This is a genomic window from Paenibacillus sp. TC-CSREp1, assembly GCF_050171015.1.
Taxonomy (GTDB): domain Bacteria; phylum Bacillota; class Bacilli; order Paenibacillales; family Paenibacillaceae; genus Paenibacillus; species Paenibacillus silvae.
The window spans coordinates 158,541-180,334 of record NZ_JBNOKM010000016.1; the positions used below are offsets into that span (position 1 = coordinate 158,541).

19 protein-coding genes and 1 tRNA gene are annotated in these 21,794 nt (G+C 47.7%); 6 read left to right on the forward strand and 14 right to left on the reverse strand.

Annotation, left to right across the window (positions count from 1 at the left end; translation table 11 throughout):
* Positions 1–57: 57 nt before the first annotated feature.
* Both gap and ACQSGY_RS23545 read right to left on the reverse strand, forming a co-directional pair.
* A complete protein-coding gene (gene gap, locus ACQSGY_RS23540; protein WP_111270233.1) occupies positions 58–1,065 on the reverse strand; it encodes a type I glyceraldehyde-3-phosphate dehydrogenase in 1,008 nt (335 codons plus the stop codon).
* 126 nt (positions 1,066–1,191) lie between these two features.
* Positions 1,192–2,217 (reverse strand): sugar-binding transcriptional regulator, encoded by a 1,026-nt coding sequence (locus tag ACQSGY_RS23545; RefSeq protein WP_145405832.1) that lies wholly within the window; start codon positions 2,215–2,217, stop codon positions 1,192–1,194.
* Positions 2,218–2,723: 506 nt separating this feature from the next.
* Between ACQSGY_RS23545 and ACQSGY_RS23550 the strand changes: the two genes are divergently transcribed.
* Positions 2,724–2,798, forward strand: a tRNA-Arg gene (locus ACQSGY_RS23550).
* 180 nt (positions 2,799–2,978) lie between these two features.
* The gene (clpP, locus tag ACQSGY_RS23555) at positions 2,979–3,575 is read left to right on the forward strand and encodes an ATP-dependent Clp endopeptidase proteolytic subunit ClpP (RefSeq protein WP_090924795.1); all 597 of its coding nucleotides are present in this window, start codon (positions 2,979–2,981) and stop codon (positions 3,573–3,575) included.
* Between the two features lie 249 nt (positions 3,576–3,824).
* Here clpP and ACQSGY_RS23560 read toward each other — a convergent pair whose 3' ends face one another.
* From ACQSGY_RS23560 to ACQSGY_RS23590, 7 genes are all read right to left on the reverse strand, one after another.
* On the reverse strand, positions 3,825–4,922 hold the full coding sequence (locus ACQSGY_RS23560; RefSeq protein ID WP_427181136.1) for a stalk domain-containing protein: 1,098 nt from the start codon (positions 4,920–4,922) through the stop codon (positions 3,825–3,827).
* 463 nt (positions 4,923–5,385) lie between these two features.
* On the reverse strand, positions 5,386–6,141 hold the full coding sequence (locus tag ACQSGY_RS23565; protein ID WP_289376164.1) for an SIMPL domain-containing protein: 756 nt from the start codon (positions 6,139–6,141) through the stop codon (positions 5,386–5,388).
* A 219-nt stretch (positions 6,142–6,360) separates the two neighbouring features.
* Positions 6,361–6,630, reverse strand: a complete 270-nt coding sequence (locus ACQSGY_RS23570; RefSeq protein ID WP_090924792.1) for an HPr family phosphocarrier protein — start codon at positions 6,628–6,630, stop codon at positions 6,361–6,363.
* A 223-nt stretch (positions 6,631–6,853) separates the two neighbouring features.
* Positions 6,854–7,792 (reverse strand): DNA-binding protein WhiA, encoded by a 939-nt coding sequence (gene whiA, locus ACQSGY_RS23575; RefSeq protein ID WP_427181139.1) that lies wholly within the window; start codon positions 7,790–7,792, stop codon positions 6,854–6,856.
* A gap of 6 nt (positions 7,793–7,798) precedes the next feature.
* A complete protein-coding gene (locus tag ACQSGY_RS23580) occupies positions 7,799–8,785 on the reverse strand; it encodes a gluconeogenesis factor YvcK family protein (RefSeq protein WP_111270237.1) in 987 nt (328 codons plus the stop codon).
* Positions 8,786–8,798: 13 nt separating this feature from the next.
* Positions 8,799–9,698 carry an RNase adapter RapZ gene (gene rapZ, locus ACQSGY_RS23585; protein WP_427181141.1) on the reverse strand — a complete coding sequence of 300 codons (900 nt, stop codon included), beginning with the start codon at positions 9,696–9,698 and terminating at the stop codon, positions 8,799–8,801.
* A 51-nt stretch (positions 9,699–9,749) separates the two neighbouring features.
* Positions 9,750–10,700, reverse strand: coding sequence for an ROK family glucokinase (locus ACQSGY_RS23590; RefSeq protein WP_145405836.1), 951 nt, complete (start codon positions 10,698–10,700; stop codon positions 9,750–9,752).
* Between the two features lie 366 nt (positions 10,701–11,066).
* On the opposite strand from ACQSGY_RS23590, the gene ACQSGY_RS23595 reads away from it, so the two are divergent.
* The 4 genes from ACQSGY_RS23595 (at position 11,067) to ACQSGY_RS23610 (ending at position 14,526) form a co-directional block, all read left to right on the forward strand.
* The gene (locus ACQSGY_RS23595) at positions 11,067–12,041 is read left to right on the forward strand and encodes an ABC transporter ATP-binding protein (RefSeq protein WP_427181142.1); all 975 of its coding nucleotides are present in this window, start codon (positions 11,067–11,069) and stop codon (positions 12,039–12,041) included.
* Complete coding sequence (locus ACQSGY_RS23600) at positions 12,041–12,778, forward strand: ABC transporter permease (protein WP_184191128.1); 738 nt, start codon at positions 12,041–12,043, stop codon at positions 12,776–12,778. Before ACQSGY_RS23595 ends, ACQSGY_RS23600 begins: the two co-directional genes overlap by 1 nt.
* Before the next feature lie 66 nt (positions 12,779–12,844).
* Positions 12,845–13,927 (forward strand): sensor histidine kinase, encoded by a 1,083-nt coding sequence (locus ACQSGY_RS23605; protein WP_427181190.1) that lies wholly within the window; start codon positions 12,845–12,847, stop codon positions 13,925–13,927.
* Complete coding sequence (locus ACQSGY_RS23610) at positions 13,924–14,526, forward strand: response regulator transcription factor (RefSeq protein ID WP_216518646.1); 603 nt, start codon at positions 13,924–13,926, stop codon at positions 14,524–14,526. Before ACQSGY_RS23605 ends, ACQSGY_RS23610 begins: the two co-directional genes overlap by 4 nt.
* Before the next feature lie 127 nt (positions 14,527–14,653).
* Here ACQSGY_RS23610 and ACQSGY_RS23615 read toward each other — a convergent pair whose 3' ends face one another.
* From ACQSGY_RS23615 to ACQSGY_RS23635, 5 genes are all read right to left on the reverse strand, one after another.
* Positions 14,654–15,736, reverse strand: coding sequence for an AI-2E family transporter (locus tag ACQSGY_RS23615; protein ID WP_353957324.1), 1,083 nt, complete (start codon positions 15,734–15,736; stop codon positions 14,654–14,656).
* A gap of 112 nt (positions 15,737–15,848) precedes the next feature.
* Entirely contained in the window at positions 15,849–16,808 is a 960-nt protein-coding gene (trxB, locus tag ACQSGY_RS23620; RefSeq protein WP_145405837.1) for a thioredoxin-disulfide reductase, read from the reverse strand.
* 185 nt (positions 16,809–16,993) lie between these two features.
* Positions 16,994–18,769 carry a tetratricopeptide repeat protein gene (locus tag ACQSGY_RS23625; protein WP_427181145.1) on the reverse strand — a complete coding sequence of 592 codons (1,776 nt, stop codon included), beginning with the start codon at positions 18,767–18,769 and terminating at the stop codon, positions 16,994–16,996.
* A 203-nt stretch (positions 18,770–18,972) separates the two neighbouring features.
* A complete protein-coding gene (locus tag ACQSGY_RS23630; RefSeq protein WP_427181147.1) occupies positions 18,973–20,724 on the reverse strand; it encodes a hypothetical protein in 1,752 nt (583 codons plus the stop codon).
* Positions 20,725–20,838: 114 nt separating this feature from the next.
* Positions 20,839–21,792, reverse strand: coding sequence for a sugar phosphate isomerase/epimerase family protein (locus ACQSGY_RS23635; protein WP_427181149.1), 954 nt, complete (start codon positions 21,790–21,792; stop codon positions 20,839–20,841).
* Positions 21,793–21,794 lie beyond the last annotated feature (2 nt).

A 21,794-nucleotide genomic window follows, 5' to 3' on the forward strand; every position in this document is an offset into this window, starting at 1 on the left:
ATATATAAAGAGCGGAAACAATGGCAATCTGTTTCCGCTCTATGTTATTTCAAGTTATTACTTGATCATTTTTGCAAAGTGCTCCAATGTGCGAACCAGTTGAGCTGTGTAGGACATTTCGTTGTCATACCAAGCTACAGTTTTAACCAATTGTTGGTCGCCCACTGTCAGAACTTTAGTTTGAGTCGCATCGAACAGGGAACCGTAAGTGATACCTACGATGTCGGAAGATACGATTTCGTCTTCAGTGTATCCGAAAGTTTGTGGATCGGAAGCTTCTTTCATAGCTGCGTTAACTTCGTCAGCTGTTACTTTTTTACCAAGAACAGTTACCAGCTCAGTCAGGGAACCTGTTGGTGTTGGTACGCGTTGAGCTGCACCATCCAATTTGCCTTGCAGTTCAGGGATAACCAGACCGATTGCTTTAGCAGCACCAGTTGTGTTAGGGATGATGTTTTCAGCTGCTGCGCGAGCACGACGGAAGTCACCTTTAGGGTGTGGAGCATCCAAAGTGTTTTGGTCGCCAGTGTAAGCGTGAATTGTAGTCATCAAACCTTGAACGATTCCGAATTTGTCTTGCAGTGTTTTTGCCATAGGAGCCAGGCAGTTTGTTGTGCAAGATGCGCCAGAGATTACAGTTTCAGTTCCATCAAGGATGTCATGGTTTACGTTGTAAACGATGGTTTTCATGTCGCCAGTAGCTGGTGCGGAGATAACAACTTTCTTAGCTCCACCTTTCAAGTGTTTCTCAGCAGCTTCTTTTGTTGTGAAGAAACCAGTACATTCCAGAACGATATCTACACCCAGGTCTCCCCAAGGCAGTTCTTCAGGGTTGCGGTTAGCGAGTACTTTAACTTCTTTGCCGTTCACTTTGAAGAAGCCGTCGTGTACTTCAACATCGCCGTCAAAGCGACCTTGAGTTGTATCATATTTGAGCAAATGAGCCAGCATTTTAGCGTCAGTCAAGTCGTTGATTGCTACTACTTCAATGCCCTCTACATTTTGAATACGGCGGAATGCCAAGCGACCGATACGTCCAAAACCGTTAATACCTACTTTAATCATGAGTAAGTTCCTCCCAAGTTTTGATTGATTTTTATGAAACTTATATATTCAAGACAGACGGTGAAGTCCGTCAAGACAACAAGAGTTGTGTTGAAAATAAAACCATTTCAGCTCTGGAAAATGGGTTCATTCCATTTCCGCGACAATGATTTTGGCCGCAGCCTCATCAATAATCAGAATATCCTCCTGCCCGAACCGCAGTACGGAATGAATGGCAGCTGCCTTGCTTGTGCCGCCCGCAATGCCGATCACCACATCGGTGCGTTCGATATCCTGAAGCCGCATCCCCAGTGTAAGCATGGTATGTACCACCTCACCCTGATCGTTGAAATAATACCCGAAAGACTCCGATACAGCGCCCTGCTCCTGAAGTTCGTCAATAATCTCCGGGGCAAGCTTGCGTCTCTTCGCCATTTCTACCGCATCACCGATGCCGTGAATAACGATGCGTGACTGCCTGATCAGCTGCAAAATCTCCTGAACACTCGGGTCCTGAAGCAGTGATTCATAGGCATGATCACTAAGCAAATCCGGTACATGCAGAAGTTTGTACTGAGCCCCTGCCCGCTTTGCCATCGTGGATGCAATCGTATTTGCTTGAATTTCAAGACTTTCTCCCAGTCCGCCACGGGCTGGCACAAACCAGACCCCCTTGAGCGAAGTTGGTGGTGTGAGCTGTTCTGCAACTTCGGCCGTTGTTGATCCGCCTGTGACGGCTACAACGTCGTTGTCATTCATAACGCTGCCGAGAGCCTTCGCTCCGGCCCTTCCCAGTTCTCTCTTGGCAAAAGGAGATACGTCCGAATCGCCAGGAACTACGACTACCTTTTGCAGGCCGTAGGCTTGCTTGATTCGCTCTTCCAGCTCGGATAATCCGAACAGCTCTTTCGCGACAGGCTCCAACTGCTGCAGCAACTCGTAACCCGCCTCACTGATCTTCATGCCGGCACTGTCAATTTCGATAAGTCCCTGAGCCTTTAACAGATCGGTCTCAGCTCTCAGAACCCGCTCGGTCATCTGCATGGAATTGGCCAACGTTCTCCGTCCGATCACATCCGATAACATGATCTGCTGCAGAATCGTATAGCGCTTCTTCAAGACATCCATGAGATCGGGCAGAAGCTGCTTTTGCACTTCTAAAATCGTTCGCATGCTTTCCACTCCCGCAAGCTTCTCGCTCCAAGCTTCTTTCATGGCCCTAAAATGTCCCGGGTTAACTTTTTAAGTCCCACGTTTATTCTACCTAAAACTGACGCGATATGCAAGTGTTTCGATGGCTTATTTCGATACATTTGCGGGCGCCTGTACGCGCCTATTTTCACAATCTCCGCGCTTTCGTCATGGACACGATGAGCGACCTCGAAGCTTCAAATTCATTAGGAGATGGTTGCACACCATACTATGAGATATTTCACACTACATATAGAAGAAAGGCGTCATTAGCGTCTATATGTGGCACACTTTACTTTTTGGCAGGCATGTCCAAAACCTCTTATAGCATGTACTCAAAACCAGACTTTATCCATTCTTCTTTATCATGATCATTTCGCAATCAATTCAAACCATCCTGTCCAATAAGCGAAACCATTGCCCTGCAAAGCAATGGCTTGCATTTCCCTACTCCATAGGATATAATCATTATTGCTGTCACATAATTTGCGCCCGTGGTCCAATGGATATGACGTAGGCCTCCGAAGCCTGAGATCCAAGTTCGATTCTTGGCGGGCGCGCCACTTATTTTACAACAGCTCATAATGCATTTAACCAACGAAACCGGAAAGGTTTCTTTTTTTTCAAAGTTAGTTTGACTTTCTTTGACTTTTTGTTTGAGATTGTTTATGATGTGGTTAATACGGTAACAGTTTAAATATAAACACCAATTAAACATTTACATTTCCGAGGAGGTTTTTCACGTGAGTTATATTCCAATGGTCGTTGAGCAGAGCAACCGGGGTGAGCGCGCCTATGATATCTATTCCAGATTGCTGAAGGATCGTATTATTTTCCTTGGCAGCGACGTGAATGACGTTGTGGCTAATGCCATCATGGCACAGATGTTGTTCCTGGCAGCGGAAGATCCGGAGAAAGACATTCACTTATACATCAATAGCCCGGGCGGATCGATCACCGCGGGTATGGCCATCTACGATACAATGCAATTCATCAAACCGGATGTATCTACCATCTGTGTAGGTATGGCGGCTTCTATGGGTGCATTCCTGCTGAACGCAGGGGCTAAAGGCAAACGCTTTGCTCTGCCGAACAGCGAAATCATGATTCACCAGCCACTGGGTGGTGCGCAAGGTCAAGCATCAGACATCGAGATTCGCGCACGCCGCATCCTGAAAATGCGTGATACGTTGAACCGCATCATCTCCGAGCGCACAGGCCAACCACTGGAACGCATCGAAAAAGATACAGATCGTGACTACTTCATGAGTGCTGCTGAAGCAGCCGATTACGGTATCATCGATAAAGTAATTCAAAACGTAGGCTCCCAAGGCATCTAAGCTGCAGCCTGGAGGCTTGCCGTTCCATACACAGGGCGGATTCACCGATATATAGGTGAATCCGCCCTGTGCCATTTATATGAACAGGCAATAACACCACCCGTTAAACAGGGTGCATTGCCTGAACAAAGAGAAAGCCCTCGTCACTTGAAACATGACGAGGGCTTTCTCTTTACCTTTTTCACATGTATAAATGAATAAGTACTTTTGATGTGAAGATGCAAGTATACGTTTGTTCGGAATGCCAGCTTATTTTTCGGATGTTACGTTACTGAACGGTGCAGTGCCTTTAGGCAGAATTTCTTTATAAGAGAATGTTATTTCCGGGAAGCCTTCCGCGTAAGCTGTGTACTCATACAGTTGGAAAAATACAACTACACCCGTTGGAGTTACATAGAAGTCCTGGTCTTTATTCAAGCCTTTGTATCCGTCTAAATATCCACCACTTGCTTTTAATTGCTCGCCAACCTTTTTGCTGATCGTTTCACGCATAGATTTGCTGTTTTGCAGTACATCATCCAGTGTCAGCTCTTTACCTGTATCCAGGGCAAACGTGTGTCCTGCACGATACGTCATGCCGTGTGCTCCTGCGTAGTCTTCATAATGTTGCGTAATCAGGCCCAGTACGCCATTTTCGTTGTATGTCACCACATACGATGTTTCAAAGGCATATGGACGTTGGGCGGTTGCACCACCAAATTCAGCAGTTTGTTTCTTGAAGGCTGCAAAGGACGTATCCACCTCATCCTTGAGCACTTTATTGATCGTTGCTTCCACTTCTTTGCTCGCAAGCCCGCTCACCTGCGGATAACGGATATCTACTTCGGCATTTTTCACAGTTGCTTTCTCCGTCACGGAAGTTACCTTCACGTCGTTTTGCTTCACTTTGCTGAGCGTCAGTGTTTTCGTTTTGGCATCCCAACTGCCCTGCACACCCAAATAATCTCTCATGGCAGAGAACGGAATGTACAATCGGCCCTGAATTAATTTTGCTTCCACCTGAGGGTAATAACCGTTAATGTACACGTTTGGCTGTCCATCCATCAGACTAACGGTCATCGCGTTATTAGCTGCGGTTACCGTGTATGACTTCGTTTTGGCATCATATTTGAGTGTACCACCTGCTACATCTTTGACAGCTGTCAGTGACACCCAGGTCGAACCACCTTGAAGCAATCCTTTTTGCGCGAGCGTTTTGCCACCTGATTTTAAGGTCACCTCAGCTGGTGCAGTTACTTTGGAAGTTACCGAAGCAGCTTGAACAGATTGATCCACCCACGCTGTGCTGCCTCCCATAATTACCCCTGCTGCCAATAATGCACTCGTCCACTTTTTCCATGTATTCATCTATAAAACTCCTCTCTTTTATTCACCATCAGTTTTATTGCGTATACAGCCACAATTGTAATTGCATATGTCATACGCTCAACTCTTACTAACCATTAACCCATTTCGAGATGAATTTGCAGCTGATGCTGAAGTTTGTGAAAACATACTCCTATCTCCTGCTGCTCGTCGTTACGTTGTTTATTATAACTAGTCACGTCATTGAAAGATTTACAGCTCCAGTTACAATGTTGATGAAAGTCGTGCTGAAAAAAAAGCAGAAAATGAACATTTTGTCACGAACATCTATACAAAAACGACATGATTTTCTCATTCACCGACGAGTCAACGTAAAAATAATATTCTCTCGCTTCCTTAAAGTGAGCTCATACAACAAAAAAGACACTGTCCAGAGGACAGCATCTTTGTCATTTTTATAAATTATTGATTTTTAACTATTTTATTTATTATGGGTCAGAAGCTTTTATTTCATCTCATACGTGATATTAAGAACCGTGCTTACCTTAACCTGGCCTGCTTCAATCTGTGTGCCTGCATTGGAGTCACTTGCCGCTTTTGCCATTATAGATTCATTTGCATAGAATACAGGAACGTTACCATCCGGTTGGCTTACCGAGAGAACTGTTCCAAGCTGGCGTTTAACTGCTTTAGCAATTGCTCCGGCTTTCACATCTGCATTGGCTACTGCCTTAGCAATCACTTCGGATTCGTATTTCTCCGGATTCTCTACTGTGAAACGCACATTCTCGATGTTGTTGGCTCCTGCCTGTGAAGCTGCATCCAGCAACTCACCAATCTTGTCCATATCACGATACGTCACAGTCAACGTGTGATGAGCCGTATACCCTTTGATCTTCTGCCCGTCTTTTTCACTGTACGTGTAGTTCGGCTGCACGTAGAACTGGCTTGTTTGAATATCATCTGCACTGATCTTCCAAGTGTTTTTCAGCAGATTGGTCACCTTTTGAATTTTAGCAGCGTTTGCTTTCTGCGCTGATGCCGCAGTTTCTGCAGTACTGTTCACACCAATGGACAGATAGGCAATATCCGGCTTCACCTGAATTTCACCCTTACCTACGACATTGATCACATTTTGCTGCACTCCCTGAACCTCCGCCGCATATGCGTAGTTTCCTGGTGCAACCCAGGCTGTACCTCCAACTAATAAAGAGCTTGCCACCAGTACCGCGCCGAACGGCTTCATCCATTGTTTACCCATTACGATTAACCTCCTCATATTTAACTTCTCAAACTTGAAGCGATTTGATACCTTAACAGACGGGACAAATTCCATAATGTTGCACTTGACTGCGCCGATAACATACAAATTTATATCTGTGTGCACATGTAAACATCCTTGGCTTCAACTTATATATAACGCAAAAAAGCCCCTTGCGGGACTTCTTCATCACATTCAAAACAAACTCAAATTTTATGCTTATTGGTTTTCGAGCTCTTCCTTGCTAACCAAACTAACTAAAGCGTTTACAGCCTGATCGGCGTCCGCGCCCTCTGCACTGATATGGATTTCCGTACCTGTGCTGATCGCAAGGCTCATAATTCCCATAATACTTTTAGCATTCACTTTTTTATCGTCCTTCTCGACGAACACTTCAGATGAGTACTTATTCGCTTCTTGAACGAACAGTGCTGCAGGTCTGGCATGGAGACCCGTTTTCAAACGGACAACTACCGGGTGCTTTGTCATAGAAACTTACCCCCTATTATGAAATCTGGACATTAAATACACAATTATATTTATACAACATTATACCATTAACCCGTGCAGGACACTAGAAGAAAAAACGCAGCCCCCGGACTTAGGCAAAAAGCCGACACCGAAGCATCTCCTTCACCCGCACGAGTAACCTACAATGACCTGATAAGGTCATAACAAACCTTAAACTTAAATGATTCATTTCAACCTTCAACTATAACGTACGTTCCGCGCGCACTTTCTCAGCAAGCTCATCAATCTTCCGAAGGCGATGGTTCACACCTGATTTGCTCACAGTGCCTTTCAGCAATTCGCCAACTTCCTTCAGGTTGATGTCGGGATGGGCAAGTCTTACCTCTGCCACTTCACGCAGCTTATCTGGAAGGGATTCGAGGCCCACTTCCTTTTGCAGTAAACGAATATTGTCAATCTGTCTGACAGCCGCTCCGATCGTTTTGTTCAGATTGGCTGTCTCACAGTTCACGATCCGATTCACTGAATTGCGCATATCCCTCATGATACGAACATCCTCGAACTTGAACAAAGCCTGGTGCGCACCGATGATGCTGAGCAGCTCAATGATTTTCTCGCCTTCCTTAATGTATAGGATGAATCCTTTTTTCCTTTCTATACACCGGGCATTGAGATGAAATTCATTCGCCAGATCGACCAAAGCCTGGCAATGCTCCTCATACATCGACGCAATCTCCAGATGGTACGACGAACCCTCCGGGTTGTTTACCGATCCGCCTGCCAGAAACGCTCCGCGAAGATAAGCCCGCTTGCAGCAGTTTTTCTCCAGCAGCTCTGCGTTGATGCCAGGCGTAAACAGGAACCCTTCGGAAACAATATGCAGCTCCTTCAGAATCTCTTGCACCATTGACGGAACACGAACAATATATACATTGTTCTTTTTCAGCCGCATTTTCTTGCGTACCAGCAACTCTGTATGCACTTGAAAATGCTTTTTAAGCAGAGAGTATGCCCGTCTTGCAATGGCAGCATTCTCTGTCGAAATATCCAAGATGACTTTTTTATTCGATAACTGCACTGCACCGAGCATACGGATGAGGGCTGAAAGTTCCGCCTGTTCGCAGCACGGTTCGCTTTCAATCATCGTTAATTCTTTTTTGGTTTGTGCTGCAAATGACATGAGACTTCACCTCTTCCGTAACATCCAATTTTGAACCAGCTGGTAAATATGATGACTAAGCTTGTCGGCGTCATGACGCAGATAGGTTTTGAACAGAACAAGCGTATCTGCGACAACCTGATAACCCGAGCTTTTCAGTACATTCATATCAAGCACAACCGGCTTTGCACCTTTTTCCGCATACTTATTTTGCACTTGCAGCGGAATTTCACCATTGTTTACGATCACATAGTCGAAGAGCTGATGACCGATATGCTCCTGAACCGCTACAAGGTGATCGCTCACGGTGTAATTATCCGTCTCTCCTGGCTGTGTCATCACATTACAGATAAACATCTTCACTGCATCTGCTTCAACAACGGCCTCTGCCAGCTTGGGTACAAGCAGATTGGGAAGGATACTTGTATATAGACTGCCCGGGCCGATCAGAATCGCATCCGCCTGGCGAATCGCCTCTACCGCTTCTGGCAACGGCTCCACGTGATCCGGTTCAAGGAAAACCCGTTTAATGCGCCCGCCTGCTTCAGGAATTTTGGACTCGCCTGTAACAATGGAACCATCCTCCATCTCCGCATGCAGCACAACCGCCTGACCAGCTGCCGGGAGCACCTGACCCCTAACGGCAAACACGCGGCTAAGCTCCCGCACAGCGGTCACAAAGTCGCCTGATATATCCGTCATTGCAGCCAATATGAGATTGCCCAGGCTGTGTCCTGCAAGCCCCGCGCCTGTATTGAAACGATATTTTAACATGTCTGAGAGCAGCGGTTCAACATCTGCCAGCGCGGTAAGCACGTTACGAATGTCGCCCGGGGGCGGCATTTGCAGCTCACTGCGCAGGATGCCTGAACTTCCACCATCATCTGCAACCGTAACGATGGCCGTGATATCCATCGGTTTTTCCTTCAAACCGCGAAGCATCACCGATAATCCGGTTCCACCGCCCATTACAACGATTCTCGGACGTTCTCTTCGTGGTCCGGCCTCTTTCATCCCTTCACCCTCTTCAATGACGGTCCCGGTCGGCGTCGCGATGGCTTACGGAAACAGCTTCAGTCTCGCTGCTGCCGAGCATTTTGCCCAAGTATTCCGATATTGCTACCGAACGATGCTTGCCTCCGGTACAGCCGATTCCAATAATAACCTGGCTTTTGCCTTCCTTCCGGTATTGCGGAATCAGAAAATGCAGCATATCCAGCAGCTTGGTCAGAAACGCTTGCGTTTCAGGCCATTTCATAACATATTCGTATACTTCACTATTCTGCCCCGTATTCGGCCGCAAATGATCAATATAATGCGGATTCGGTAAAAAACGAACATCAAATACGAGATCTGCATCAATCGGGATGCCGTATTTGAATCCGAAAGACGTAATGTTCACCGATAACATCCGGCTCTCCAGATGGGAGAAGCGTGAAATGATGCGCTCCTTCAGCTGAGCAGGCTTCATCGTGCTCGTATTCAGCACCTGCGTTGCCGAGTTTTTAAGCTCCTCCAGCATCTTGCGCTCCAGCTTGATGCCATCCAGCGGCATGCCTTCCGGTGCCAACGGATGTCTGCGTCTGCTCTCTTTATAGCGCTGCACGAGCACAGAATCGGTGGCATCCAGGAACAAAATTTCGCAGTGAATCGTAAAATGATCTTTAATATAGTTCAATGATTCAGACAATGCAGTAAAGAATTCACGTCCCCGCAGATCGATGACCAATGCCACCTTGCCAATCTTGCCATTTGATTGTTCAATCAACTCTGCAAATTTGGGAATCAAAACAGGCGGTAAATTGTCTACACAGAAAAAACCCAGATCCTCCAGGCTTTGTACAGCTATCGTTTTACCCGCTCCGGACATGCCCGTAATGATAATGAGCGTGGCGCCTGTGCCCGGTGAGCCTTCACCTTCAAGCATAAATGTCCCCTCCTTATCATATTGCTGTCGGATGATCTTGTTACGAGGTTACTACGAACGCAAGAGAAGACCTGCAGCACCTACGATACCTGCATTATTACCCAGTGTAGCTTCCAGAATCTGAACACCCTGCTGCAGCGGCTCTGGAGTCAGTTGCGCGAATACAGTACGAATTTCATCAAACAGGAAGTCCCCCGCTTTGGAGACACCGCCGCCAACAATGAACAATTCAGGATTCAGCACAGCTGCAACAGTTGCCATCGTTTTGCCCAGATAGAAGGCTGCACGCTTGACAATACGCAGCGCTACTTCGTCGCCTGCTTTGGCTGCATCAAACACTTCCTTGGCAGCAATCTTGTCGACTAGTGCAAGCGATGTGTGGTCTCCGCGCTCGACAGCATCCTTGGCCATCTGAATAATACCTGTTGCCGATGATACCGTCTCTACACATCCCATTTTACCACAGCCGCACTTGATCGCCTCCAGATCAGGCACAACACTGATATGGCCCAGCTCTCCCGCCATACCCGAGAAGCCCTGATAGATTTTCCCGTTCAGGATGAGACCACCACCAACGCCTGTGCCGAGTGTAAAGCATACACAGTCGTCAACGCCCTTGCCAGCTCCTGCCCAGGCTTCACCAAGAGCAGCAACGTTCGCATCATTATCTATTTTGACAGGCTTGCCCAGTCGTTCCTCCAGAACCGAACGAATGGCAACATTCCGAAATCCGATGTTAGGGGCATGAACAATAATTCCCTCGCGTACATTCGTGAAACCGGCAACTCCTGCACCGACACCTTCAAGCTGTTCCCAACTGTATGGCGATTCGGCAATGATATGACGGACATACTTCTCGATGTTGGCGATAACCGTGTCAACGCCCTGATCCACTTCAGTCGGTCCTTCATACGTATGCATAAGCTGACCTTGATCATCACATATACCGACCTTGATTGCTGTTCCGCCGAGATCGACCCCAACGTAGATTTTCTCAGACATGCTGCAAGCCACCTTTATCTATCTAAAATAGTTTAGTCCTACGTACCAACTATAATTGAAGGATACGCCGGGGTCAAGACGAGAAGACCTCTGGACATACCCGGTCCCTGAGGCATTGTGAACGATGTCACACATTTTTTTGTATGCGCATACATACTACTTTTGTCTAGTTAAAACGCAGGCTCTCTCTCCTCCCCTAATAGATACGGAGGCCTCAACTCATAATATATCATCATCACTCGTTCCATTCATGAAAAAATGACAATTGTCATCTGATATTCATGACAATGCTTACTAAACCACTCACGTCCTCACAGATAAGATGAAAGTATCCCATTATTGATTAGACAAAGGACGTGATTATACATGAAGAATTCACATAAGAAGACCATCATTACACTGGATAATGTTAGCAAACAGTTCGGAAACAAATCAGCTGTCCGCGAAGTTTCGCTTGAAATCGTTCAAGGTTCGATTACAGCTATTCTTGGCCCTAATGGTGCGGGTAAAACAACAACGATTAAAATGATGCTGGGCCTCACCAGCCTTTCCTCGGGCAGCATCCGAATCCTTGGCATGCCTCCAGGTCACAAGCAGGTCCTGCAGCGGATTGGTGTCATGATGCAGGATGTCAGTGTTATGGACTTTCTCACCGTACGCGAGATGATCCGTATGGTACAAAGCTATTATGCAGCTCCTCTGGACACAGCAGCATTGGAGAGATTAACCGGCCTGTCACCGAATGATCTGAACCGAAGAGCAGAAAAGCTGTCCGGTGGACAGAAGCGCAGCTTGAATTTTGCGTTGGCCATGACTGGCAACCCCGACATTCTTTTTTTCGACGAGCCCACGGTAGGCCTGGATTCCGAGACTCGCAGACAATTCTGGGCGCAGATCCGCACACTTGCGAAACAAGGGAAAACCGTGATCTTTACCTCACATTATTTGCAGGAAGCAGACGAAGCAGCTGATCGGATTATATTGTTCAACGAAGGCACTATTGCTGCTGACGGCACACCGGAACAAATCAAAAACGGAATGACCAAGCGAACCTTGTCCTTTACCTATACACCTTTTCTTGAGTTGAATGGCGAATCGGCTCATACAGAAATCATGGATACAGACGCAGCGCCACATCTCGACTTGATCAAAAAAATACCGGGCGTGGATCAAGTGCAGTATCATCACCATCGGTGCGTTCTCCACAGCAAAGATACAGACGCTTTGATTCGTCAGATCATAACGATGCAGCTTCCTGTTCAGGATATCCGCATTGAATCAGGACAGCTGGAAGACGCCTATGCGTCCATGCTGAGTAACGTTAAGGAGGAGGAACAATAATGTCCATGTTAATTGCTCAATCCCGTGCAGAGATGATTCGTATGATTCGGAATGTCTATTTTGTGTTTTGGTCCTTGCTGATTCCAGTGCTGTTCTACGTACTATATACACGTATATTTACAACCGATGCTGTAGATGCCCAGAAATGGAATGCTCATTATCTAATGTCCATGACCTGCTTCAGTGTGATGGGTTCGTCGATCATGACACTCGGTATTCGCCTCGTACAAGAGAGAGCTCACGGCTGGGTTACCTACCTCAGGGTCACACCGCTGCCAAACTCTATTTATTTCGGTGGCAAAATGATAGGCCAGACTTTCATCCATATATGCTCGATTATCGTCATCTTTACGTCCGGTTATCTGATTAACGGCGTCTCGCTCAGCTTCTCGCAGTGGATCATATCTGCATTATGGATTCTTGCCGGTTCTCTGCCCTTTCTTGCCCTCGGCACCTGTATCGGAACGCTGCGCCGAGTAGATACCGCAAGTGGATTGAGCAACGCCTTATACCTCTCACTCGCCTTGCTCGGAGGCATGTGGATGCCGCTTGACGTTATGCCCGGCTGGCTTGCACAGATTGGACGCTGGCTTCCCTCCTACAGTTTTGGCAACGGTGCATGGGTCATCATTGGCGGTGGCAAGCCGCAATTACGGGACATTCTTATTTTGGGAGGTTATCTGGCGGCATTTATGTTACTATCCACATATATCCGCAGCAGACAGAAGGAGGCGTAATCTCGGTATATGCTTCGAGGATTTGAGCTTTTCCCTAAACGATTTGGAATCTATCCTTACATTTGGATGGTTTACTTAGCTATGCCTATATACTACCTGTCCGACGCTCGAGGACATGAACAATACATCGGAATTATTACTTTTATTGTATTTGTCCTGACCTATCGGCAGCTATATATGACAGCAGGCCGCATTCTATTTTCCTACTGGCTCATTTTGCAGATGTTATGTGTTTTTATCCTGACTCTGATCATTGATCCTAACATGTTTTTTCTTGGATTTTTTACGGCCAACTTCATAGGGTGGTATACCGGGAAGCAAATTTTTCGAGTGTTTCTGTTGGTATTTGCAATCATTCAGACCATTCCGATCATTATGGCCATGGCTGTTAATCAGCTCAGCTCCCAGCAGCTGTTGTTTTTCACTCCATTTTACCTCATCATGCTGATTTCTCCTTACGGTATTCGCACCATGCTGGATCGTCAGCAGCTTGAAGCAAAACTTGATGAGGCCCAACAGCATATCAAGGAATTAATCAAACGCGAGGAGCGGATGCGCATTGCGAGAGATCTGCATGATACGATGGGACACACCCTTTCGTTAATTACATTAAAGAGTGAGCTGGTGGCAAAGCTGATTGGCAAAAATCCGGAACGTGCGATCCAGGAAGCTCGCGAGATCGAACGCACTTCCAGAGCAGCCCTGAGGGAAGTGCGTCAGCTTGTCTCCGATATGCGAGCGATCAGCCTTGTCGAAGCCTTGGCTGATGCCAGGGAAATGCTGCGCAGCGCAGATATTGAACTCGAGCTGACTACCGCGCAGGAGGTATCCAATGATATACCAGATCTCACGCAGAATATGGCCAGCTTATGTTTGCTCGAAGCGGTGACGAATATCGTGAAACACAGCAAAGCAACCCGAAGTCGTATTTTACTCATGCGGGAAGTAGATGGAATCTATATTACCATTCAGGATAATGGAACAGGAATACCAAGCAATCAGCATCAAGGCAATGGCCTGAAGGGCATGTCGGAACGGCTGCATCTGATTGATGGCTCCCTCCAGATAGAATCGGATACACAGGGGACCCAATTGACACTGTTCCTCCCCATTGTTGCAAACGAACTTCAAGGAGGGATACCATCATGATTCGTATTTTCATCGCTGAAGATCAGCGTATGCTTCGGGGTGCTTTAGCCTCTCTGCTTGATCTGGAGGATGATTTTGAAGTGATTGGCGAGGCGGGTAACGGAGAAGAAGCCTTACAGCGTATTATTTCACTTCAGCCTGACTTGTGTCTGATGGACATCGAGATGCCTGTCATAAGTGGGTTGGATGTCGCTGAACGCATACAGCAACTTGGACTGAACTGTCGCATAATTATTCTCACGACTTTTGCAAGACCAGGGTTTCTGGAACGTGCTATACAGGCAGGGGTACAAGGCTACCTGCTCAAGGACGAACCCAGTGACCGTTTGGCTGAAGCCATCCGTCGCGTCATGAATGGTGGTCGTGAGGTATCACCCGAGCTTGTGTTTGGTGCTGCCAAATCGGCTAACCCACTAACAGAGCGAGAAAAGGAAGTGCTGAGACTGGCAGCCACTGGCATGAACGCCAACCATATCGCTGCATCCCTGCACCTGTCTTATGGAACGGTGCGCAACTATTTGTCAGAGGCCTTTGCCAAACTGAATGCCAAGAACCGAATGGAGGCTGTGTCCATAGCTGAACAGAAGGGGTGGCTGTGAGAAAGCAAATTCATATGTTTGACCATCACCCCCCGGTGCAGGGATCACAAAAAAACGCCTTCCAGCAAAGTTCTGGAGGCGTTTATTCGTTTTCAACAATTCAGAGTTAACTATCCTTAGAGATCAATTACAGCTTCGACTCAACGCGCACCGGCTCGTCGGTTCTCTCCATCTTGTTGACATCGAGAATGTCGAGCATGAACACAAAGATGGGAATACCGATAATCAATCCCCAGATTCCAAGAAAGTGCTGCGATAGAATCAACACAATAAAGGTGTAGAACATCGGCAGTTTGGTTTTGTGCGCCATCAGCTTAGGATTGAGGAAATATGTCTCCAAGGCATGAATGATGATGATCATAATAATCACGATGATACTCATCTGCAGCCCGCCCAGCTGATACCCGATCAGACAAAGCGGCACAAGGGAGATCATCACACCCGCAACCGGCACCAGACTCAGCAGAAAGACCATAATCGTTAAGGCAAACAGGTACGGATACCCGAGAATCCACAGGCCGAGCATTGTCAGCACCGTATTAAATACAGCAATCAGGAGCTGCGCTTCAATCACTTTACCAAAAGAAGATACAAACTTGTCGCCCAGATATGCTACTTCATTATAGAACCAGCCGATTTTACTCGTTTTGAATTTGGACGTGAATTTATAAATCTCTTTCTTCTGCAACAGGAAGAACAAGCTCAAAATGATAACCAGCAGAATGAACTCCAGCCATTTACTCAAAGCAAAAATGTATTTCAATGCTTCATTCGTATAATTTTTAATGTCGAAGGACTGCAGGTAACCTGCAATCTTGGAGGCAAAATTATCGCCATCCGCCGTGTCAAGAAACTTCATAATTTCATTGGTCAGCTGCACAACCTGATCAACGATTCGTGGTGAGTATCTTGATATTCCAAGCACAATTCCGGCAATAACAATCATGTAAAGCAGGATAACCACAACTTTGTAGTTAATTGGAAAAAACCGGTTCAGTCCTCGTGTAATCAGATGCTGCAGCCTGTTCATGACATAGGTCACCAGGAATAAAAGCAGAATCATATGGAGCATGCTTCCCATACTGAACAAAATCAAGCAAAACAGTAGTAAAATCAAAAAACGCCTGACTGTTGCATTTTGTAACCACTCTTTTATCATTTCCCCCAAATTCTTCACCTCACAGCTAATATAACCTATATGTATGTCCATATCATGTCCATTGTTGAAAAAAAAGAGAAGCCCTCCGGCTTCTCTCAGCGTATGAGACTTCCCGTCGTCCCTTATATCCAGCTTATGCCAAGCCAGAGGCCTGGCATGCGTATTACTTATTCAGCGTTTCGCTCCAATCATGAACGATGCTTCCCTCCAGGAACTTTTCACAGTCCATCGCTGCCATACATCCCGAGCCTGCGGCTGTAATAGCTTGGCGATACTTCGTATCCTGCACATCACCACAAGCAAATACACCTGGAATATTCGTCTCTGTTGTTCCTGGTTTCACTACAACGTAACCATGCTCATCCAGTGTGATTGCATTGCCAAGAAAACCGGTATTCGGTGTGTGACCAATCGCCACGAATACGCCATCGGCTTCAATCAGCTCTTCCTGGCCTGTTTCGTTATTGCGCACCTTCAACCCTTTTACGCCCATTGCTTCAGGTACAACCTCGAGCGGTGTACGGTTCAATGCCCACTTTACCTTCTCATTGCTCCGAGCACGGTCCTGCATAATCTTCGATGCACGAAGCTCATCCCGGCGGTGAACCAGTGTAACGTCTGTTGCAAAACGGGTCAGGAAGCTGGCTTCCTCCATCGCGGAGTCACCGCCGCCGACCACAACAATTTTTTTGCCACGGAAGAAAAATCCGTCACAGGTTGCGCAGGTACTAACTCCCCGTCCTACATTCTCCTGCTCTCCCGGGATGCCAAGATAACGTGCCGAAGCACCGGTGGAGATGATGATTGAATCTGCCTCAAGCTCACCGATCCCGCCAACGCTAACTTTGAAAGGCTGCTTGCTGAAGTCAACTTCCTCCACCCAGCCGTTCTTGAATTCCGCACCAAAACGCTCTGCCTGCTTGCGCATATTGTCCATCAGTTCCGGTCCCATGATGCCTTGCGGAAAACCAGGAAAGTTCTCTACTTCCGTTGTCGTTGTCAGTTGCCCGCCCGGCTGAAGACCTTCAATCACCAGCGGATTCAGATTTGCACGAGCCAGATATATTGCCGCTGTCAGCCCCGCAGGTCCGGTTCCGATCACAATCGTTCTGTATTTAGACATATAGATACAGCCTCCTTCATCAGGTTGAGAATGTGTTCTACTCACGAATAACTTGCCAAGATGATATCCTACAGGCATTTTGAGGCCCACTCGTTAAGTTTACCCGTTTTCCCGGTCAATGTATCCTTCTCCTCAGGACAACGGCATTGGTCACGCAGCCTTAAACACATGACAGCATTCAGACCCTAGGCGTTCGGCGGGGCAACATTGCAGATTAGATTGATCTGTCTCGCATACTTGCTGACAGTAGATGCAGATATGCCGTAACGTTCCGCGATGCTCTGATACGTCACGGGTCTGCTGTTATTTTTGGAAGCCAAATATTCAAGGCCTGCTGCCCATCCTTCGATCTGCTTGGAGCTGGACAGCTCTGGATGAACTCTGGATACATAATCCGTCCACAACCGCTCCATCTCCTGCTGCACTTCTGCCTGAGCCTCAGACATCTGGAGCGCCCGGTCGACTACAATCTGCCAGTGGGGTGAAGCTCCCGCACTGGATGAATTCGTTTTGTACTCAGTATGGTCCATTGTACGATCAGATTTTAGCGGCTCACCGAAACTGGAATTGGAACTGGACAAAAGTCTGGACACCTTAGCCTTGGCACTCTTGGCATCCTGCCCATCGTATTCAGCCGCTTGCAGTTCATTCAGAACGCCTTGTGCCGCCTTAACCAAAGCAGGCTCTTCACCAGGCTCCTCAATGAATGATTGCAGGGCCTGCTGCACCTCATAATCACCGATCATGCCCAGCGCATGAATAACCTGCAGCTTGGTCGCTGCATCACCATGTCGCAGTGCCCAGAAGAACGAGGAACGAATCAGTGGATCATTCTTCATCTCCTCAGGAATGCCGCTGTTATAGTTCTCCCATTGCTTGAATTGCTCGTCAAAGGGAAGATGATAGTGATAGCTGAGCTTAATCGGTTCTTTTAAACCTTCGCGAACCTCTTCAAGACCCGCGAGATAGTAACGTGACACTTCCGATCCCGGATCAAGTTTGTTCACATGATGCCAGAGCCGCTCTGCGATATCATATCGCTCTGTATTATACGCCGCGACCGCGGCATAATGCGCAAGGGCCGGATCAGCAGCCGTTTCCTCGTATTTGAGCAATCGGCGGAAATGGGTATATGCTGCATCATGCTGGCCAAGGATGCCCATGGTTGTAGCGAGCTTGTACACTTGTTCGTGCTCAAAGGGCACGAGCACACGCAGTTTTTTAATCAACAGCAGCACTTGGTCCGTACGATTCTCGTTTTGATGGAAAATAGCCAGATTACAGAGCGCATGCAGATTGCCCGGTTCTTGTTCCAGCACTTCTGCAATGGTCTCCTTGGCTTTGGGGAACAGTCCCATATAATAATAGGCCAACGCCAGATTGTTGCGTGCAGCGAGATAATCCGGATAATCGGAGGACATGCCTTCAAGCAGCTCCGCCGCTTGTGCAAACTTCCCCTCCTCCAGCAATTCCCTTGCCTGATCATGCTCCACAACACCTTTGCGCGACTTGATGCGATTCAACTTGGCCGGACGATCCAGCTCATAATACAAAAGCTCCATCATCTCTTCGGCTTCGGTCATGAACTGGCCCTGCGGGTCTTCCTCCAGATAGGTCACAAGTGCCCGTTCAGCTTCCTCAAAACGATCCATGTTTGCATAGTTGTTCGCCATATAAAAATAACATTCCGTCATCGACGGGTCCACCACATCCAGCACATGTGCCAAAATGGCGTTGGAGGCCTCATAATCCCCCTTCTCCGATAAAATACCTGCCATATTACAATGATTCACCGGATTGTCCGGCTCGTATTCAACAGCTTTGCGAAAATATTTCAATGCCTTGTCGACATGATTACGGTCCAGCGAGCGGACAGCTCTTTCAAAAAAGAAAGAAGCATCCAAATGAATCGGTATAATATTGGCAAGGTGACCCTCGGTCCGCACTAGCTTGCCCTTCATCTTGCAAGGCACCTCCTCTTTGCTTTCATTCATACTCTCCAGTATACCACATCTTCAGACCCTCTTCGCTATATGTAGTTTCATGTCGTTTATGAAAATAATGCAAAATAAAGATGGCATCTCATCCACAGCTCATGAATGAAATGCCATCTTTCTAATTATAGCTTGCACTAATTCCTTCATAGCTGCTAATGGATTGTAATTTAACCTTTTTTAGCAAGTGAAGGAGACAGAGTGATCTGGATCGTTTTATCAAAAGGTGTCATGAAGTTTACCAGCACAACTTTGCATTTCTCTGGCATCTTAGCTTCGCGGACCGTTGCCGCAAGATGACCCATTTCACCGCCATCCAGCTCCAGCCAGTCGTCTCCGCAGCTGTAGCGCAGCTTGCCGCTCTTCCATAGAACGCTGCCATCACTCGTTACAGTCCCATCCTCATAGCTGAGTTCTCCTTCGTCACCAAATACAAAGGATAACTGCATCATGACATCCTGCGGTTCCTCACCGGTCAGATGAATCGTCCAGCCGTTCTCCGTCTGCACGACCTCGGCGCCTACGCGGAAAGTTTGCTCATGCGTAAGTGCTCGGGTCTGATGAGGCAGCAAATACCACGGGCTGATCGGCGAAGAAGCCGAAGCAGGCAGATCGGCTGTCGGAACCGGGCCGTTATACCCCTTCTTCTGTTCCCCGGTCAGTTGATATCCTTGAGGCAGGCGGGTCATGTGCTGCATCGGTACGTATCCCGGGTTGAAATAAGAAGCGAGCTGCACCGCAAGCAGGCGAACTTTGCCGTGACGGAGCGCGAAAAATGGCGGTACCTCTGTCATCACCGTTACGCTGGTCTCCCCGTCTCGTATCCGGGCAACCGGGGCACCAAAATCCGTATGCATCCGACTGTACGAGATGCGCCCATGATGCCCCGCATTCTCCATCTGGTTCACATAATTCTCCCGTGCAAAATGTTCATTCAGCATTACTTCATATTGATCTGGAAGCGCATCTGTTGTACCCTCTGTCTGCTGAAGCTCAGGCTCCAGCAGCAAGCGAACAAGAGCATTGACCGAGCATACGCCCGGGTCAGTCAGTGTACTGTCTGCCCATGCCGCCATGCCTGCAAAGATCGGATCTGCATCAAGCTTGGCCAAGATGGCATATGGCAAATAATAGGAAGACAAGTCGTGAATGCTGCCCAGATCTTGACGGCCTGAGTAATCCGTCACAATCTCTCCCGCCGGGTGTACAAGATAGACCATCATCCGAAGGTTCAGACGTACCGGCTCCAGCAGCTCAGGACGGTCCAGCAAACGGGCTGCATGAATAAGCATAATATCACTCACCGCATTGTAGATTCCGTTGCTGCGCTCTGTCCACTCCCCATCCGGGGTAATATCAATACCCTCTGCAAGCCATTGCTCTGCACGCTGCACCGCTTCTTCTATCCCGAAAATTTCGTGCAAAAAGCCGAGAGCCGCGCATAGAACCCAGCGATGGTTAGGTGTATGACAGCCTCCTGTAAGCATCGTTGGAATCGTGCGCTCCAGAAACAAACGCATGTTATCCAGCACAGGCTTGAGCGGAGCCCAATCCTGCTGACTCAGAAGCTGGTACAGCTGTGAATAACCTACGACCACAAACGCAGTGTCCGGCGGAGAGTGATAGTTGGTCCAGCCCGGTGATATGGAACCATCACTATGCTGATGCCGCAGCACAAATTCAGTTGCCAGTCTCAAGCGCTCCAGCAGCGCTTCATCCCGATAATATTTGGAGTCAGGATTCGATATCGCCGCTCCCCAGAAACACATATCTGTTGGCGTGCCAGTCGTATGATTAACCCAAGCCACACCAGTTGAGGGATCAATCGTACCGCCATAATAACGATTCTCCGGATCAAGCATCTGCCGCTCCATTCCTCGCTCTGCCGCTCTGTCATTGCTGTCTACCATTTGTCTGTACATCTGCAGTTCCCCTCCATTCAATACCTCGCATCCCCATGCTCCTGTGCAAAAGAGAAGATCAGCCAGCTGTGCGCTCTAACAGCCCAAGCTAACCGATCTTATCGCTCTGCCTATCTATTCCTCTAACGCTGCAAGCTTTTGTACCAGCAGCTCATGACTTTCATGAATGGCATCCGGCTCACAAGCCGCTTTAAGTTCATAGACCTTCACCTGTGCCTTGCGGATCATCGGAAGATACGCATCATAGAAGTGCATATCCTTACTATGAACGTACGGACACCAGTGATCGGACAATCCCAACGTTTCATGGATATGGACACCAACGATGTCATCCATCAGCCCCTGCATCTCGCCCACGCTGTCATAAAGCCCCAGTCGATCCATCATAATGGCATGCCCCGTATCGTACCAGATGCCAACCGGAGCTCCTTTAAGAGCCTGAATGATCGTCTTCGCTTCGGCAAGTGTAGGAATCTGTTGAGGCCGTGAACGGGTTTCAATTCCAAAACGGACGCCCAGCCCTTTGGATACCGCCCGGTTGCAGACCTCATCGAGACTGACAATAATTTTCTCAATATAACCTGCACTTAGTGCTTCACGCCGCTCTATGAACTCCGCCCATTTGCTGCGATATTGCGGGGAATCCGTGCCTTCCTCCCTATAGAGCTTCTCCAGGTCCTTGCTGACATCATGCGGGAAGGGCACCTCACCCGGATGCACTACAACAGCTTCCCCGCCATAACGATGTGCATATTCAGCCGATCCGACCAGCAGATCAATCGCCCGCTTGCGCTTCACTTCATCCTCAAAGCCAAGCAGCACGGAATCCGTTCCATAATCAGGATCAGGATCATGAGGGAAGGTATTGTGTACACTGGACACCCCAATCTCCCCGCGCTCGATCATCGGCTCAATCGTCGTGAGCATTTCCTTCGTTACGTTATAATTAAGCTCTACCCGGCGAAAGCCGAGCTCTGCAATCTCCCGAATCATGTCCTCACCTACAGGATGTCTCCTGATGTTCCAGCATGTCGAGAATGAGTATTCTCCCTTGTCTCTTCCCTGCATAT